This is a genomic window from Pseudomonas sp. JV449 (assembly GCF_032424295.1).
Lineage (GTDB): Bacteria > Pseudomonadota > Gammaproteobacteria > Pseudomonadales > Pseudomonadaceae > Aquipseudomonas > Aquipseudomonas marginalis.
Window position 1 is genome coordinate 744,015 of the sequence record NZ_VYKD01000005.1, and the last position, 17,003, is coordinate 761,017.

Below are 17,003 nucleotides of genomic sequence, written 5' to 3' on the forward strand. Positions count from 1 at the left end.
AATTTAAAATGTGGGAGGGGCGGTGCGACGCACCGCCCCTCCCACATTAGATTTCCTACATGATTGGGACCGGCGTTTATTTCGAAAGGAAGCGCATCCCTTCCTCAAGCCCGCGCAACGTCAGCGGGTACATCTGATCCTCCACCAACTCCCGCACAATCCCCGTCGAGGCCGTATAACCCCAGGTATCCTTGGGATACGGGTTAATCCAGATCAGTTTCTTGTACTTGGCCATGAAGCGCTGCATCCACACATACCCCGGCTCTTCATTCCAATGCTCGACGCTGCCGCCGGCCTGGGTGATTTCATAGGGCGCCATCGACGCATCGCCGATAAAGATCACTTTGTAATCGGCACCGTACTTGTGCAGCAGGTCCTGGGTGGAGGTGCGCTCGGAGGTGCGGCGCTGGTTGTTCTTCCACACCGACTCGTACACGAAGTTGTGGAAGTAGAAGTACTCCAGGTGCTTGAACTCGGTCTTGCAGGCCGAGAACAGTTCTTCGCAGATCTTCACGTGGGCATCCATCGAGCCGCCGATATCGAACAGCAACAGCAGCTTGATGGTGTTGCGCCGTTCCGGGCGCATCTGGATATTCAGCAGCCCGGCATCGCGAGCGGTGTGGTCGATGGTGCCGTCGATGTCCAACTCTTCGGCCGCACCCTGGCGGGCGAACTTGCGCAGGCGGCGCAGGGCGATCTTGATATTGCGGGTGCCCAGTTCCACCTGGTCATCGAGGTTCTTGTATTCGCGCTGGTCCCAGACTTTTACCGCCTTGCCCTGGCGTTTGCCGGCGTCGCCGACGCGAATGCCTTCGGGGTTGTAGCCGCCGGAGCCAAACGGGCTGGTACCGCCGGTGCCGATCCATTTGTTGCCGCCGGCGTGGCGTTCCTTCTGTTCTTCCAGGCGTTTCTTGAATGCCTCGATCAGCTTGTCGAGGCCGCCCAAGGACTGGATCTGTGCGCGCTCTTCATCGCTCAGCGAGCGCTCGAATTCCTTGCGCAGCCAGTCTTCGGGGATCAGCGCCTGCAGGTGGTCGTCGAGCTTTTCCAGGCCATTGAAGTAGGCGCTGAAGGCGCGGTCGAACTTGTCGAAATGCCGTTCGTCCTTGACCAGGATCGCCCGGGCCAAGTAGTAGAACTCGTCCATGTCGGCAAAGGTCACGCGCTGTTTCAGCGCGTTGATCAGGTCGAGCAGCTCGCGCACCGACACCGGGACCTTGGCTGCGCGCATTTCATTGAACAGGTTGAGCAACATTATCGATTACCGCGACGGCTCATGAATGCCAGGCGTTCGAGCAACTGCACGTCTTGCTCGTTCTTGACCAAGGCACCGGCCAGAGGCGGGATGGCCTTGGTGGGGTCGCGCTCGCGCAGCACCGCTTCGCCGATATTGTCGGCCATCAGCAACTTGAGCCAGTCAACCAGCTCGGAGGTGGACGGTTTTTTCTTCAGGCCGGGGACTTTGCGCACGTCGAAAAACACGTCCAGCGCCTCGCTGACCAGCTCCTTCTTGATGTCCGGGTAGTGCACATCGACGATTTTTTGCAGGGTGGTGCGGTCGGGGAAGGCGATGTAGTGGAAGAAGCAGCGGCGCAGGAACGCGTCCGGCAGCTCTTTTTCGTTGTTGGAGGTAATGATGATGATCGGGCGCTTCCTGGCCTTGATGGTCTCGTCGATTTCGTAGACGTAGAACTCCATCTTGTCGAGCTCTTGCAGCAGGTCGTTGGGGAACTCGATGTCGGCCTTGTCGATTTCATCGATCAGCAGGATCACCCGCTCCTCGGACTCGAATGCTTCCCAGAGCTTGCCCTTCTTCAGGTAGTTGCGCACGTCGTGCACCTTGTCCACTCCCAGTTGCGAGTCGCGCAGGCGGCTGACCGCGTCGTACTCGTACAGGCCCTGGTGGGCCTTGGTAGTGGACTTGATGTGCCAGGTAATCAGCCTGGCGCCGAAGGACTCGGCCAGTTGTTCGGCGAGCATGGTCTTGCCGGTGCCGGGCTCACCCTTGACCAGCAGCGGACGCTCCAGGGTGATGGCAGCGTTGACGGCCAGTTTCAGGTCATCAGTGGCAACGTAGGCCTGGGTGCCTTCGAACTTCATCGGTCATTCCTCGAATTCATCAATGCCCGGACTATACCTCGCGGCCCCGGCGACTGTGAACGCAGACGGGTTATTCAGTCTCTGAATGACCAATGTGGGAGGGGGCTTGCTCCCGATGACGGCGGATCAGCCAATGAATCTGTTGGCTGAAACATTGCCATCGGGAGCAAGCCCCCTCCCACATTTTAATCTGCGCTGGGCTTGGGCTGCTCATAGCGCGCATTGAACGCCTGGATAAAACCATTACGCAAAATCGCCAAAAATGCGGAGAACGCGCTGACATTTTGCTGGTGCACGCTGCCACTGAGTTCCACGCGGGTGGCGAACTGGTTCTTTGCCTGGTTTTTCAATACGGTCTCGCTGGCGCCCACCACGGCCTCCCAGATCGAACGAAAGATGTTCTTGTCCTTGTTCTCCACGTCCTGCTGCCAGTCGAAGACTTCCACGTCGCGCAGCAGCGGCTTGATGTACCCGGTCAATTGACCTTTTTCCGCCTGGGCTTCGATCACCACGTCCCCGGTGCCGGCCTTGAAGTCGAACTTGCCATAGGCGGCGGCGAAGTCGTTCATGCGCTTGAGCTGCAAGTCCCTGGCGCGGAAGCGAAACTCGAAGTTCTCGAAATTGCTCAGCGGGTCGAAGGTGGCGGTGGCTTCCAGCGGGGCCTGGCCTTGCAGCAGGGCCTTGCCGTCGAAGCGCGCGTCGCGCCGGCCTTTGACGTCGACCACATTGGTCAGGTTGTAGAAGCTGGCGTTGACGTCGGTCGCGTCGATCTTCACCACGGGCTTGGAGCTGAAGTTGTGGAAGGCGATCTTGCCGTCTTCGATGCGTACTTCGTCGAGGGTGATGGGGGCCAACTTACTCAACTGCTCGCGCCAGTCGGTACCCTTACCGGTCTGGGAGGCTTGTTTGTTGGCGCCGCCGTCGACGAAGTTAACCTCGGGCTGGATAAACAGCACTTTGGCCACCACCGCGTGGTCGTACCAAAGAGAGTGCCAGCTCACCGCCAGGTCGATCAGCGGCGCCTTGACGAACGGGACGGGCACCTTGCCGTCGACCTTGACGATCTCCAGGCCGTTGATCCGGTACGCACCCCGCCACAGCGCGAGGTCCACGTCGGTCACCTGGCCGCGGTAATCGCCCATGTCGGCGAGCTTGTCATTCAGGTAGTTACGCACCAGGTAAGGGAGCGCGATGCTCACGGCGACCAGGACCACCAGCAATCCGGCAATGGTCCATAGTGGCCAGCTGTAGCGACGTTTCATGGGGAGAGTCCTCTGTCCATACTGGTGCGGTGGACCCCTGCGGCAGGTGCAACGTTCCTTCGACTGGACGCTTTGCAGCACGAGGCATACCCTTGGAGCCTTTCTGAAAACCGCCTAATAGGACCCGCCATGAGCCGCATTTTTGCAGACAACGCGCACTCCATCGGTAACACGCCCCTGGTTCAGATCAACCGTATCGCACCGCGTGGCGTGACCATCCTGGCCAAGATCGAGGGGCGTAACCCGGGTTATTCGGTGAAGTGCCGCATTGGCGCAAACATGATCTGGGACGCCGAAAGCACCGGCAAGCTCAAGCCGGGCATGACCATCGTGGAACCGACTTCCGGCAATACCGGCATCGGCCTGGCCTTTGTCGCCGCCGCCCGTGGCTACAAGTTGCTGCTGACCATGCCGGCGTCCATGAGTATCGAACGCCGCAAGGTGCTCAAGGCCCTCGGCGCCGAATTGGTCCTGACCGAGCCGGCCAAGGGCATGAAGGGTGCCATCGACAAGGCCGGCGAAATCGTTGCCAGTGACCCGGCCACCTACTTTATGCCGGCCCAGTTCGAAAACCCGGCCAACCCGGCCATCCACGAAAAAACCACCGGCCCGGAAATCTGGAACGACACCGATGGCGCCGTGGACGTGCTGGTGGCGGGCGTGGGCACGGGGGGCACCATCACCGGTGTGTCGCGCTACATCAAGAACACTGCAGGCAAGCCGATCCTGTCGGTGGCTGTCGAGCCGATGGTGTCGCCGGTGATCACCCAGGCCCTGGCCGGTGCAGAGATCAAGCCCAGCCCCCACAAGATCCAGGGGATTGGCGCCGGGTTCGTGCCGAAAAACCTCGACCTGTCGATGGTCGACCGCGTGGAACTGGTGACCGACGAGGAATCCAAGGCCATGGCCCTGCGCCTGATGCAGGAAGAGGGCATCCTGTGCGGTATCTCCTGCGGTGCCGCCATGGCCGTGGCCGTACGCCTGGCCGAGAAGCCGGAAATGCAGGGCAAGACCATTGTGGTGATCCTGCCGGACTCCGGTGAACGCTACCTGTCGAGCATGCTGTTCAGCGATTTGTTTACCGAGCAGGAAAACCAGGCTTGATTTATGTCAGCCGGTCAGCCTGGGCCTTCTGCATAATGGCCCAACTGTTTATCATGGCCGGCTGTCACGTCTGGTCTCCCGTCGCCGGGAGGCTGTTGGCCAGGCGCTTATTTCCAGGAGTTGCTGCATGACCTTTTCTTTGGCCGCCAAACTGTCGGTGTTGTTGCTGTTTATCGGCAGCACGCTGTATGTGCACCTGCGCGGCAAGGCCCGTTTGCCGATGTTGCGCCAGTTCGTCAACCATTCGGCGCTGTTCGCCCCCTATAACGCCTTGATGTACCTGTTTTCGGCCGTGCCGTCCAAGCCGTACCTGGACCGCAGCAAGTTCCCGGAACTGGACGTGCTCAAGGACAACTGGGAGGTGATCCGCGAAGAGGCCATGCACCTGTTCGACGAGGGTTACATCCGCGCCGCCGAAAAGAACAACGACGCCGGTTTCGGTTCGTTCTTCAAGAAGGGCTGGAAGCGTTTCTACCTCAAGTGGTACGACAAACCCCTGCCATCGGCCGAGGTGCTGTGCCCGAAAACCGTGGCCTTGGTGAGCAGCATCCCCAACGTCAAGGGCGCGATGTTCGCGCTGTTGCCGGGCGGCAGCCACCTCAACCCGCACCGTGACCCGTTTGCCGGTTCCCTGCGTTATCACCTGGGCTTGTCCACGCCGAACTCCGACGACTGCCGCATCTTCGTCGACGGCCAGGTGTATGCCTGGCGCGACGGTGAAGACGTGATGTTCGACGAAACCTATGTGCACTGGGTGAAGAACGAAACCGAGAAGACCCGCGTGATCCTGTTCTGCGACATCGAGCGTCCGCTGAGCAACCGCCTGATGACCCGCGTCAACCGCTGGGTCAGCAAGCAGTTGGGCCGCGCCACCGCACCGCAGAACCTGGATGACGAGCGCGTCGGCGGCATCAACCAGGCGTATGCCTGGAGCAAGACCTTCAGCGACAAGTTCAGCGGCGTGGTCAAGCAGTGGAAGCGCAAGCATCCGAAGGCTTACCGCATTGCGCGGCCGGTGCTGGCGGTAGTGGTGCTGGTACTGCTGTGGAAGTGGTTGTTCGGCTGATCTGAAGCGTTAGACGCGGTCAAAATGTGGGAGGGGGCAAGCCCCCTCCCACATTTGATCTCCATTGCTTTTGAGATCGCCTTAAGAGGCAATCAACTGCCGCAGCACATAGTGCAGAATCCCCCCCGACTTGAAGTACTCCACTTCATTCAAGGTATCGATCCGGCACAGCACCTCGACCTTCTCGCTGCTGCCATCCTCGCGGGTAATCACCAGCGTCAGGTTCATCCGCGGCACGATCTCTACCTCGGTCAGGCCGAGAATATCGATCTTCTCCTTGCCCGTAAGCTTCAGCGCCTTGCGGTTCTGATCCAGCTTGAACTGCAGCGGCAGCACGCCCATGCCCACCAGGTTGGAACGGTGAATCCGCTCGAAACTCTCGGCGATCACCGCCTTGACCCCCAGCAGGTTGGTGCCCTTGGCGGCCCAGTCGCGGCTGGAGCCGGTGCCGTACTCCTGACCGGCGATCACCACCAGCGGTGTGCCCGAGGCCTGGTACTTCATGGCCGCATCGTAGATCGGCATTTTCTCGCCGGTGGGGATGTACAGCGTATTGCCGCCTTCCTCGCCGCCAAGCATTTCGTTGCGAATGCGTATATTGGCGAAGGTGCCGCGCATCATCACTTCATGGTTGCCCCGACGTGAGCCGTAGGAGTTGAAGTCACGCGGCTCCACGCCTTGCTCGCGCAGGTAGCGGCCGGCGGGGCTGTCGGTCTTGATGTTGCCGGCGGGGGAAATGTGGTCGGTGGTCACCGAGTCCCCCAGCAACGCCAGTACGTGGGCGCCCTTGACGTCTTTGATCACCGGCAGAGGCCCGGCGATGTCGTCGAAGAATGGCGGGTGCTGGATGTAGGTGGAGTCTTTCTGCCACACATAGGTCGCGGCCTGTGGCACTTCAATGGCTTGCCACTGTTCGTCACCGGCAAACACCTCGGCGTATTCCTTGTGGAACATTCCGGTGCTGACCTGCGCAACGGCGTCGGCGATCTCCTGGCTGCTCGGCCAGATGTCCTTCAAATACACCGGATTACCCTGTTGATCGTTACCCAGCGGTTCGCTGCTGATATCGATGCGTACGGTCCCCGCCAAAGCGTAGGCCACCACCAGCGGCGGCGAGGCCAGCCAGTTGGTTTTCACCAGGGGGTGCACGCGGCCTTCAAAGTTGCGGTTGCCGGACAGCACCGACGCTACGGCGAGGTCGGCCTTCTGGATGGCTTTTTCAATCGGCTCGGGCAACGGCCCGGAGTTGCCGATGCAGGTGGTGCAGCCATAGCCCACGAGGTCGAAGCCAATTTTATCCAGATACTGGGTGAGGCCCGCGGCCTTGTAGTAGTCGGTGACCACTTTGGAGCCAGGCGCCAGGGAGGTTTTCACCCAGGGTTTGCGCGTGAGGCCTTTCTCCACGGCTTTTTTCGCCACCAGCCCGGCGGCCATCATCACGCTGGGGTTGGACGTGTTGGTACAGGAGGTGATGGCGGCGATCACCACGGCGCCGTTTTTCAGGCGATAGGTCTGGCCTTCGTATTCATAGTCGGTTTCGCCCACCAGGTCGGCGTTGCCCACGGCCACACCGCCGCCGCCTTCACTTTCCAGGCGGCCTTCTTCCTTGGTGGTGGGTTTGAACTGCAGGTCGAGGAAGTCGCTGAACGCCTGGCCGACATTGGGCAGGGACACACGGTCCTGTGGGCGTTTCGGCCCGGCGAGGCTGGCTTCGACGCTGCCCATGTCGAGGGCCAGGCTGTCGGTGAACACCGGTTCCTGACCAGCGTGGCGCCACAGGCCCTGGGCCTTGGTGTAGGCCTCGACCAGCTTCACGGTTGCAGCCGGGCGACCGGACAGGCGTAGGTAGTCCAGCGTCACCTCATCCACCGGGAAAAAGCCGCAGGTGGCGCCGTATTCCGGGGCCATGTTGGCGATGGTCGCGCGGTCCGCCAGGGGCAGGTCGGCCAGGCCGTCGCCGTAGAACTCGACGAATTTACCCACCACGCCTTTCTTGCGCAGCATCTGGGTGACGGTCAGCACCAGGTCGGTGGCGGTGATGCCTTCTTTCAATTTGCCGGTGAGCTTGAAGCCGATCACTTCCGGGATCAGCATCGACACCGGCTGGCCGAGCATCGCTGCTTCCGCTTCGATCCCGCCCACGCCCCAGCCGAGCACGCCGAGGCCGTTGATCATGGTGGTGTGGGAGTCGGTGCCCACCAGGGTGTCTGGGAAGGCGTAGGTGCGGCCGTCCTCGTCCTTGGTCCACACGGTGCGGCCCAGGTATTCGAGGTTGACCTGGTGGCAGATGCCGGTGCCCGGCGGTACCACACTGAAGTTGTCGAAGGCGCTCTGTCCCCAGCGCAGGAAGGCGTAGCGTTCGCCGTTGCGCTGCATTTCGATGTCGACGTTCTGCTCGAAGGCGTCGGCGTTGCCGAACTTGTCGACCATCACCGAGTGGTCGATCACCAGGTCCACGGGCGAGAGCGGGTTGATGCGCTGCGGGTCGCCGCCGGCCTTGGCCACGGCGGCGCGCATGGCGGCCAGGTCGACCACGGCGGGTACGCCGGTAAAGTCCTGCATCAGGACGCGGGCGGGGCGGTACTGGATCTCGCGGTCGGACTGGCGCTCTTTGAGCCAGGCGGCAATGGCCTTGAGGTCGGCGCCGGTGACGGTCTTGTTGTCTTCCCAGCGCAGCAGGTTCTCCAGCAGCACCTTGAGGGACATCGGCAGCTTATCCAGGTCACCCAGGCTCTTGGCGGCCTCGGGCAGGCTGAAATAGTGGTAGGTCTTGTCGTCGATTTCTAAAGTTTTAAGGGTTCTCAGGCTATCAAGGGATGACATTACATGACTCCTTATGGTCCGCACGGCTACGGACCTGACGGGACGAACAGAGCTTTCAAACTAGCGCTGTTTTCAGTAGCTGGCTAATTACTGGACTCTATGGACAGAACCAAGGTTCCGAACTCGGCTATCATGCGCGCGTTTTCATGACAGGCATTGCGATAGCGCAACGTCAGTTGAGTCACCAGGAGAGTCGATGAACACCCTTTTTATGCACTGCCGCCCGGGGTTTGAGGGCGAAGTCTGTTCCGAGATCGCGGAACACGCCGCGCGCCTGAACGTTTCCGGCTACGCCAAGGCCAAGACCGGCAGCGCCTGCGCCGAATTTGTCTGCACCGAAGAAGACGGCGCCCAGCGCCTGATGCACGGCCAGCGCTTTGCCGAGCTGATCTTCCCGCGGCAGTGGGCGCGCGGGGTGTTTATCGACCTGCCGGAAACCGACCGTATCAGCGTGATCCTCGCTCACCTGCGTGAATTCCCGGTGTGCGGCAGCCTGTGGCTGGAGATGGTCGACACCAATGACGGCAAGGAACTCTCGAACTTCTGCAAGAAATTCGAAGTGCACCTGCGCAAAGCCTTGTTGAACGCCGGCAAGCTGGTGGACGACCCGAGCAAGCCGCGCCTGCTGCTGACCTTCAAAAGCGGCCGCGAAGTGTTCATGGGCCTGGCCGAGTCGAATAACTCGGCGATGTGGCCGATGGGCATCCCGCGGTTGAAATTCCCTCGGGACGCGCCCAGCCGCTCGACCCTGAAGCTGGAAGAGGCCTGGCACCACTTTATCCCCCGCGACCAATGGGACGAGCGCCTGCATGGCGACATGACCGGTGTCGATCTGGGGGCGGCCCCTGGCGGCTGGACCTGGCAACTGGTCAACCGTGGCATGCTGGTGACCGCCATCGACAACGGCCCCATGGCCGAAAGCCTGATGGACACCGGCCTGGTGCAGCACCTGATGGCCGACGGCTTTACTTTCGTGCCCAAGCAGCCGGTGGACTGGATGGTGTGCGACATCGTCGAAAAGCCGGCGCGCAACGCGGCGCTGCTTGAGACCTGGATCGGCGAAGGGTATTGCCGCGAGGCGGTGGTGAACCTGAAGTTGCCGATGAAACAGCGTTACGCCGAGGTCAAGCGCCTGCTGGAACGTATCGAGGACGGTTTCAAGGCGCGCGGCATTCGGGTGGAGATCGGCTGCAAGCAGCTGTATCACGACCGTGAAGAAGTGACCTGCCACCTGCGTCGGCTGGTGGATGTGAAGAAAACCAAGGCCCGCTAAACTGAGCGCCGGTTTCAGGAGTAGACAATGAGCGATATTTTCGACACCGCCGTGGATGGCACCCTCGACGCAACGGGCCTCAACTGCCCTGAGCCGGTGATGATGCTGCACCAGCACATCCGCGACCTGCCGCCCGGCGGCTTGCTCAAGGTGATCGCGACCGACCCGTCGACGCGCCGCGATATCCCCAAGTTCTGCGTGTTCCTTGACCATGAACTGGTGGATCAACAGGAGCAGGCCGGTACCTATCTGTACTGGATCCGCAAAAAACTCGACTAACACCGGTCCCTGTAGGAGCGAGCTTGCTCGCGAAGGGCGTTAACGATGATGCGGGTATCCTGAAGTAACGCGGCGCTCTCGGGTTTTTCGCGAGCAAGCTCGCTCCTATAGGGGTACGCGTTGTGCTTATGCCTTGTTGGCGCGAATGCGCCGGCGTGCACTGCGCGCCAGGCGCACCAGCAGCATCCCCGCCGCACAGCTCAAGCCCACGATCAGCCCTTGCCACAAACCGCTCGGGCCGCTGGGTTCGCCCAGCCAGTTGCTCAGCCCCAGGGCGTACCCCACCGGCAGCCCCACGCCCCAATAGGCAAACAGGGTCAGCACCATGGTGACACGGGTGTCCTGGTAGCCCCGCAGGGCGCCGGCGGCGGTGACCTGGATCGAGTCACTGAACTGAAACAGCGCTGAAAACACGATCAGCGTCGAGGCCAGGTGTATGACGATGGGGTCCGGGGTGTAGATCGCCGCAATCTGCTCGCGAAACACCAGCATCAGGCTGCACGACAGACAGGCGTACGCCAGCGCCGTGCCCATGCCGACCCCGGCGGCGAAGCGTGCTTCACGCGCCTCGCCACGCCCCAGGGCCTGGCCGACGCGCACGGTGACGGCCATGCTCAGGGAGTAGGGGATCATGAACACCAGTGAGCTGACGTTCAGCGCGATCTGGTGCCCCGACACAACGGTGGCGCCCAGGCTGCCGAGCAGCAGGGCGATGACGGCAAAGATGCTCGATTCAGCAAAGATCGCGATGCCGATCGGCAGGCCAATCCCCAGTACGCGCTTGATCACCGACCACTGCGGCCAGTCGAAGCGCTTGAACAGTTCGCTGCTCTGGTAGGCCGCCCCCCAGCGGGTCCAGGCGGCCATGCCGAGCATCATCACCCACATCGCAATGGCCGTGGCCCAGCCGCAGCCCACGCCGCCCATGGCCGGCACGCCCAGGTGGCCGTAGATGAAGATGTAGTTCAGTGGAATATTCAGCGCCAGCCCGCACAGGCCCATGGCCATGCTGGGCAGGGTGCGGCCCAGGCCATCACTGAAACAGCGCAGCACGTAGTAGAGGGCGATGGCCGGCATCCCGGCGGCGATGCCATGCAGGTAGCCCATGGTGGGGGCGATAAGGTCCGGCTCGACCTTCATGGCATGCAGGATCGGCTCGGCGCAAAGCAACAGCAGTGCGCCGATGATGCCGACCACCACCGCCAGCCACAGTGACTGACGCACCAATGGCCCGATTTCGCCGTAGTGGCCCGCACCGTAGCGCTGGGCGACTTTCGGCGTGGTGGCCAGCAGCGTACCGGTCATCAGCAGGTACACCGGAATCCAGATCGAATTGCCCAGGCCCACCGCCGCCAGGTCCTGGGGGCTGACGCGCCCGGCCATCACCGCATCGACGAAGCTCATGGCCGTGGTTGCCAGTTGGCCGATCATGATCGGCAGCGCGAGCGTCAGCAGGCCACCCACTTCCCGGCTGATGCGGGCGGGGCGGGTGAGGGGGGCAGTGGCAGTGTTCACGTACGCAAGTCCAGTCAAGAGGGTGCAAGGCCGCGGATTCTACGCCTTGACGTAACGGTCAGGAAAAAACCTGTGTTAGGGATTTGTAAGCGACCTGCCAGCCCCCTCCCACATTGAAGATCGCATCCCTGTACACTGCTGATCCGCCAAAGGAGCCTGCCATGCTGATTGTTGCCGACGAAAATATCCCGCTGCTCGATGAGTTCTTCCAAGGATTTGGCCAGATTCGCCGAGTGTCCGGCCGTTCCATCGACCGCGCCACCGTCGAACAGGCCGATGTGCTGCTGGTGCGCTCGGTGACCAACGTCAACCGCGCCCTGCTGGACGGCACGCAGGTGCGTTTTGTCGGCACCTGCACCATCGGCACCGACCACCTCGACCTCGATTACTTCAAGCAGGCCGGTATCCAGTGGTCCAGCGCCCCCGGCTGCAATGCGCGTGGCGTGGTGGACTATGTGCTGGGCAGCCTGCAAACCCTGGCCGAGATCGAAGGCGCCGACCTCAATCAGCGTACCTATGGCGTGGTCGGCGCCGGTGAAGTGGGCGGGCGGCTGATCGAAGTGCTCAAGGGCCTGGGCTGGAACGTGCTGGTCTGCGACCCGCCGCGGCAGATCGCCGAAGACGGCGATTACGTCAGCCTCGAGCAGATCATCGAGCAATGCGATGTGATCAGCCTGCACACGCCGCTGACCAAGTCCGGCAATGGTTCCACCTGGCACCTGTTTGATCGCGACCGCCTCAACCGCCTCAAGCCCGGCACCTGGCTGATCAACGCCAGCCGTGGCCCGGTGGTGGACAACGCGGCCCTGCGCGATGTGCTGCTGGCGCGTGAAGACCTGCAAGCGGTGCTGGACGTTTGGGAAGGCGAGCCCGAGGTGGACGTCGACCTGGCCGACCTGTGTGTGTTGGCCACCCCGCATATCGCCGGTTACAGCCTGGACGGCAAGCAGCGCGGTACGGCGCAGATCTATCAGGCGTTCTGCGGGCACCTGGGCCAGGAGCCGAGCATTCAGTTGGGCGACTTGTTGCCGCAACCGTGGCTGGCCGAAGTGCACTTGAACGCATCGACCGATCCGGCCTGGGCGCTGGCGACGTTGTGCCGCAGCGTGTACGACCCGCGCCGTGATGATGCGGATTTCCGCCGCAGCCTGGTGGGTACCGTCGAAGAACAACGCAAGGCGTTCGACGTGCTGCGCAAGCATTATCCGGAGCGTCGTGAAATCGACGGCTTGAAGGTGCGCATTGTGAATGGGGAGTCAGCGGTGTTGGCGCGCATCGTGTCCGCATTGGGCGCGGCAACCGTTTAAACACCGAATAAAAAACCCGGCCACCGGGGCCGGGTTTGAAAGAGCGTAGGCCCTTCAGCCTTGCTGGGCAGGCTTGACCAGTCGCTGTTCCAGCTCGCGGCACGCTTGCTGGATCATCTCTTCGGTAATCTGCACTTCGCGGCCCTGGGCGTCGATCACGGAGCAAGGCAAGTGCTGCGGTTGGCGGATCACTTCAATCTTGGCATCGCTGCTGTTTTGCAAGGTCATGGCCTGTCTCCTCATCAGGTTGTGTACCTACTGTATAACCCCCGAGTGACCGCGCTGTTACAACTCCTTACGAGATCACCGGTTCGAACACCCAGTCCACCAGAAACCGCTGTGGATTTCCAGCCGGGTGTTAGACCGATAGCCTCTAGGGGCCAGCATCGGCGGGCATAATTAACCTGACTCATTGTTATTCGCGCAAGTTCCCCCCATGTAAGCAGGCAGGTACCAACCCTTTCCGATCAGGTGATGCCCTCCATGCTCTCAGTCCGTCAACGCCGTGCAATTCGCCTGGCCAGTCGTTTCATCGCGCCCTACCGCTGGCAGGCCCTCGGTGCTCTGGTCGCGCTGATCGTCACCGCCGGCATCACCTTGTCCATGGGGCAGGGCATTCGCCTGCTGGTGGACCAGGGCTTCATGACCCAATCGCCGCACCTGCTCAACCAGTCCATCGGCCTGTTCATGGTGCTGGTGCTGGGCTTGGCCGTGGGCACGTTTGCGCGGTTTTACCTGGTGTCGTGGATCGGTGAGCGGGTGGTGGCGGATATTCGCCGGCAGGTCTTCAACCACCTGATCTACCTGCACCCAGGTTTCTACGAGAACAACCGCAGCTCGGAAATCCAATCGCGGCTGACCACCGACACCACCTTGCTGCAATCGGTGATCGGCTCGTCGTTGTCGCTGTTCCTGCGCAATGCCTTGATGGTGATCGGCGGCATCGTGCTGTTGTTCATCACCAACCCCAAGCTCACCAGCATCGTGGTGGTGGCGCTGCCGCTGGTGCTGGCGCCGATCCTGATCTTCGGCCGTCGCGTGCGCAGCCTGTCGCGCCTGAGCCAGGACCGTATTGCTGATGTGGGCAGCTACGTGTCCGAGACCCTTGGCCAGATCAAGACCGTGCAAGCCTATAACCACCAGGTCCAGGACGAGCAACGCTTTGCCGTGACCGTGGAAGAGGCGTTCACCACCGCACGCAAACGCATCGCCCAGCGCGCCTGGTTGATTACCCTGGTGATCATGCTGGTGCTGGGTGCGGTGGGCGTGATGCTGTGGGTCGGCGGCATGGATGTGATCAGCGGGCGCATTTCCGGCGGCGAGCTGGCTGCGTTCGTGTTCTACAGCCTGATCGTCGGCAGCGCCGTCGGTACCCTGAGCGAAGTCCTCGGTGAACTGCAACGTGCCGCCGGTGCAGCGGAGCGCATTGGTGAGCTGTTGCAGTCGAGCAACGAGATCCAGGCGCCGGCCACGGGTAAAGTGCAGTTGCCCGAGCGCGTCAGCGGCCGTATGGAGCTGCAGGACCTGCGCTTTTCCTACCCTTCACGGCCGGACAGCTACGCCATCGACGGCCTGAACCTGAGCATCAACCCCGGCGAAACCCTGGCACTGGTGGGGCCGTCCGGCGCGGGCAAGTCGACGCTTTTCGACCTGTTGCTGCGCTTCTACGATCCCCAGCAAGGCCGCATCCTGATTGAAGGCCAGGCGCTGACCGATCTGGACCCCCTGGACCTGCGTCGCCACTTCGCCCTGGTGTCCCAGAGCCCGGCGCTGTTCTTCGGCAGCGTCGAGGAGAACATCCGCTACGGCAACCCAGCGGCCACGCGCGAGCAAGTCGAAGCCGCCGCCCGCATCGCCCATGCCCACGATTTCATCCTGCAAATGCCCGACGGCTACCAGACCCACCTCGGCGACGGCGGCATGGGCCTCTCCGGCGGCCAGCGCCAACGATTGGCGATTGCTCGTGCGTTGCTGGTGGACGCGCCGATCCTGCTGCTGGACGAAGCCACCAGTGCCCTGGATGCCCAGAGTGAACACCTGATCCAGCAAGCGTTGCCGCAATTGATGCAAGGGCGTACCACGCTGGTTATCGCCCATCGACTGGCGACGGTGAAGAACGCTGACCGTATCGCGGTGATGGATCAGGGCAGGCTGGTGGCGGTGGGCACGCATCAGCAGTTGATTGCGAGCAATCCGTTATATGCGCGATTGGCGGCGTTGCAGTTCAGTGATGGGGTTGAGGAGAGCAGCGAACACTGAGTTGCGGTGCGCATAAAAAATGCCCGCATCTCTCAATGCGGGCATTTTCATTTCTGCTTCAAACCTTATTGATCATCAAAGTAGCGCTCATGCCAGTCCACCAACGGCTGTGGCGAGTTGAGCTTCTGCCCGTAGATCACCGAATAAGACAGCACGTTCTGCACATACTGGCGGGTTTCGTCGAACGGGATGCTTTCCACCCAGACGTCGAAACTCAGGTGGTCGGCGCCACGTAGCCACTGGCGCACGCGGCCGGGACCGGCGTTGTAGGCGGCGGAGGCGAGGACACGGTTGCCGTTGAACTGACTGTGCACCTGGCTCAGGTAAGCCGCGCCGAGCTGGATGTTTTTGTCCGGGTCCAGCACCTGGGCGGGTGAGGCTAGGGGGATGCTGAACTTGCGCGCAGTGTCCTTGGCGGTGCCGGGCATCAGTTGCATCAGGCCGCTGGCGCCGACCCCGGAGCGGGCGTCGTCCATGAATGCGCTTTCCTGGCGGGTGATGGCGAATACCCAGCTGGAATGCAGGCCACGGACCTTGGCTTCGCGCACCAGGGTGTCGCGGTGGGCCATCGGGAAGCGGATGTCCAGGTCATCCCAGTACTGGGCCTGGCTGATGGTGCGGATCGCTGGGAAGTACCACTTCATGTCGTAGGCCAGCTTGGCCTGGGCGACCATTTCGTCACGGTTGAAATGGCGGCTGACGTGGTACCACTCGCGGCGGCCATCCACGATCTGGCCACGGGCGTAGAACTCAAGGGCACGGCGCACCCCCGGGGTGTTACGCACTTTGTTGACCAGCGCCTGGCTCATCAGCAGCGGCTTGTTCTTCAACTGGTACGGAGCCTTGGAGCGATCGGCGGCCAGGAAGCCATAGAAGTCACGTTCCTGCGCGAGATTCTTGTACAGCACCAGGGCTTGCGGGTTTTTCGGCTCGGCCAGTTCCAGGCTGCGGGCCTGCCAGTAGCGCCAGCGGTTGGTGGTGGCCAAATCCTGCGGGAGTTTGCGCGTCAGTTGGTAGGCATCTTCCCAGCGGGCCAGGCGCAACAGCAGGCGCAGGCGCCATTCGGACACGGTGTTGTCGCGCAACTCGGGGTCGTACTTGGTCATCACCTCAAGCGCTCGCGGGTCGAAGCGCTTGGCCAGGGTCAGGCCGATTTCACGGGCGATTGCCACTTTTTCGTCACGGGAGAAGTGCATGCTGCTGGCGTAACCGTCGAGCAGGGCCATGGCCTTGTCCGGATCCTGGCGTGCCAGGCGGCGCAGGCCCAGGCCGACGGCGTCAGACATCGCCTCGGTGGCCGGCAGGAAGCGCGACGGGTCGCCGAGCATGTCGGGCTTCTGTGCTACGTCCACCATCAGGCGGCCCTGGGCGCCCAGGGTCGGCAGGGTTTTTACCAGGCTGTTGGCCAGCGGGTAATTGCGTGCTTCGGCGGCGAGTTTGGCGCGGTCCCAGATTTTTTGTTCAGTGAGTTGGCCGTCGGCGGCCCATTGGCTGAAGGTGGCATCACAGGCGGCCGGCTGGGATTTGCCGGTCATCCAGAGTTTTTCCGTGGTTTTGTAGCCTTCAGCCTTCAAGTTGTGGGTCAGTTGGAACTGACCGTGCAGGCAGTCCAGCTCGACGAAATTAAGCTTGGGGTCGTAGTACTTTTCAAAGGTCTGCCAGTCGCCACGCTCGGCCAACCAGCGCAACCAACGCAGTTTCATCCAGTTGGCCTGGGGCAGGTCGCCGTTTTTGGCAAGGAATTGTTCGATTTCCTCGTTGCTGGCGGTCTTCAGCCGGGCGGTCAGTTCGTCGTAGGCCAGGTAAGGCGTCAGCGGGTAGTCGGCCAGGGCCTGGCTGTATTGCATGTAGGGGCCGGTATCGCCCTTGGCCAGGGCGCGTTTGGCTTCATCGTAATATTGACGTTGGGTGGTGAGGTCCACGGCCTGGGCGGATTGAACGGCGGTGGCGGAAAAAAGCAGACAAGATAAAAAGTTGAAAAGGCGACTGCGCATGAGACGTCCGTGCAGAGAAAT

The 17,003-nt window shown here is 61.9% G+C and carries 13 protein-coding genes; 6 read left to right on the top strand and 7 right to left on the bottom strand.

The annotated features are described in order from the left end of the window. Window positions 1–76: 76 nt before the first annotated feature. The 3 genes from F6S08_RS08815 to F6S08_RS08825 form a co-directional block, all read right to left on the bottom strand. Entirely contained in the window at window positions 77–1,255 is a 1,179-nt protein-coding gene (locus F6S08_RS08815) for a vWA domain-containing protein (protein ID WP_024074064.1), read from the bottom strand. Further along, on the bottom strand, window positions 1,255–2,100 hold the full coding sequence (locus F6S08_RS08820; protein ID WP_027604257.1) for an AAA family ATPase: 846 nt from the start codon (window positions 2,098–2,100) through the stop codon (window positions 1,255–1,257). Before F6S08_RS08820 ends, F6S08_RS08815 begins: the two co-directional genes overlap by 1 nt. A 185-nt stretch (window positions 2,101–2,285) precedes the next feature. Further along, window positions 2,286–3,362, bottom strand: coding sequence for a DUF748 domain-containing protein (locus F6S08_RS08825; RefSeq protein WP_065928170.1), 1,077 nt, complete (start codon window positions 3,360–3,362; stop codon window positions 2,286–2,288). A gap of 129 nt (window positions 3,363–3,491) precedes the next feature. On the opposite strand from F6S08_RS08825, the gene cysK reads away from it, so the two are divergent. Together cysK and F6S08_RS08835 are read left to right on the top strand one after the other, a co-directional pair. Next, complete coding sequence (cysK, locus tag F6S08_RS08830) at window positions 3,492–4,466, top strand: cysteine synthase A (protein WP_065928169.1); 975 nt, start codon at window positions 3,492–3,494, stop codon at window positions 4,464–4,466. Window positions 4,467–4,593: 127 nt separating this feature from the next. Beyond that, window positions 4,594–5,532, top strand: coding sequence for an aspartyl/asparaginyl beta-hydroxylase domain-containing protein (locus tag F6S08_RS08835; RefSeq protein ID WP_065928168.1), 939 nt, complete (start codon window positions 4,594–4,596; stop codon window positions 5,530–5,532). Window positions 5,533–5,613: 81 nt separating this feature from the next. Here F6S08_RS08835 and acnA read toward each other — a convergent pair whose 3' ends face one another. Beyond that, window positions 5,614–8,355 (bottom strand): aconitate hydratase AcnA, encoded by a 2,742-nt coding sequence (gene acnA, locus F6S08_RS08840; RefSeq protein WP_315871528.1) that lies wholly within the window; start codon window positions 8,353–8,355, stop codon window positions 5,614–5,616. Window positions 8,356–8,551: 196 nt separating this feature from the next. Here acnA and rlmM point away from each other — a divergent pair, with 196 nt between their 5' ends. After that, window positions 8,552–9,628 (top strand): 23S rRNA (cytidine(2498)-2'-O)-methyltransferase RlmM, encoded by a 1,077-nt coding sequence (gene rlmM, locus F6S08_RS08845; protein WP_046490414.1) that lies wholly within the window; start codon window positions 8,552–8,554, stop codon window positions 9,626–9,628. A 27-nt stretch (window positions 9,629–9,655) separates the two neighbouring features. Then, entirely contained in the window at window positions 9,656–9,907 is a 252-nt protein-coding gene (tusA, locus tag F6S08_RS08850; RefSeq protein WP_065928166.1) for a sulfurtransferase TusA, read from the top strand. A 126-nt stretch (window positions 9,908–10,033) separates the two neighbouring features. Here the strand turns inward: tusA and F6S08_RS08855 are convergent, their stop codons facing one another. Next, entirely contained in the window at window positions 10,034–11,422 is a 1,389-nt protein-coding gene (locus F6S08_RS08855) for an MATE family efflux transporter (RefSeq protein WP_065928165.1), read from the bottom strand. 161 nt (window positions 11,423–11,583) lie between these two features. Between F6S08_RS08855 and pdxB the strand changes: the two genes are divergently transcribed. Next, complete coding sequence (gene pdxB / locus F6S08_RS08860) at window positions 11,584–12,729, top strand: 4-phosphoerythronate dehydrogenase PdxB (RefSeq protein WP_315871529.1); 1,146 nt, start codon at window positions 11,584–11,586, stop codon at window positions 12,727–12,729. A 54-nt stretch (window positions 12,730–12,783) separates the two neighbouring features. Here the strand turns inward: pdxB and F6S08_RS08865 are convergent, their stop codons facing one another. Continuing rightward, a complete protein-coding gene (locus F6S08_RS08865; RefSeq protein ID WP_027604248.1) occupies window positions 12,784–12,957 on the bottom strand; it encodes a PA1571 family protein in 174 nt (57 codons plus the stop codon). Between the two features lie 246 nt (window positions 12,958–13,203). On the opposite strand from F6S08_RS08865, the gene F6S08_RS08870 reads away from it, so the two are divergent. After that, the gene (locus tag F6S08_RS08870) at window positions 13,204–14,988 is read left to right on the top strand and encodes an ABC transporter transmembrane domain-containing protein (RefSeq protein ID WP_161985709.1); all 1,785 of its coding nucleotides are present in this window, start codon (window positions 13,204–13,206) and stop codon (window positions 14,986–14,988) included. Window positions 14,989–15,053: 65 nt separating this feature from the next. Here the strand turns inward: F6S08_RS08870 and F6S08_RS08875 are convergent, their stop codons facing one another. Beyond that, window positions 15,054–16,982 (bottom strand): transglycosylase SLT domain-containing protein, encoded by a 1,929-nt coding sequence (locus F6S08_RS08875; protein ID WP_065928162.1) that lies wholly within the window; start codon window positions 16,980–16,982, stop codon window positions 15,054–15,056. Between the last annotated feature and the right edge of the window lie 21 nt (window positions 16,983–17,003).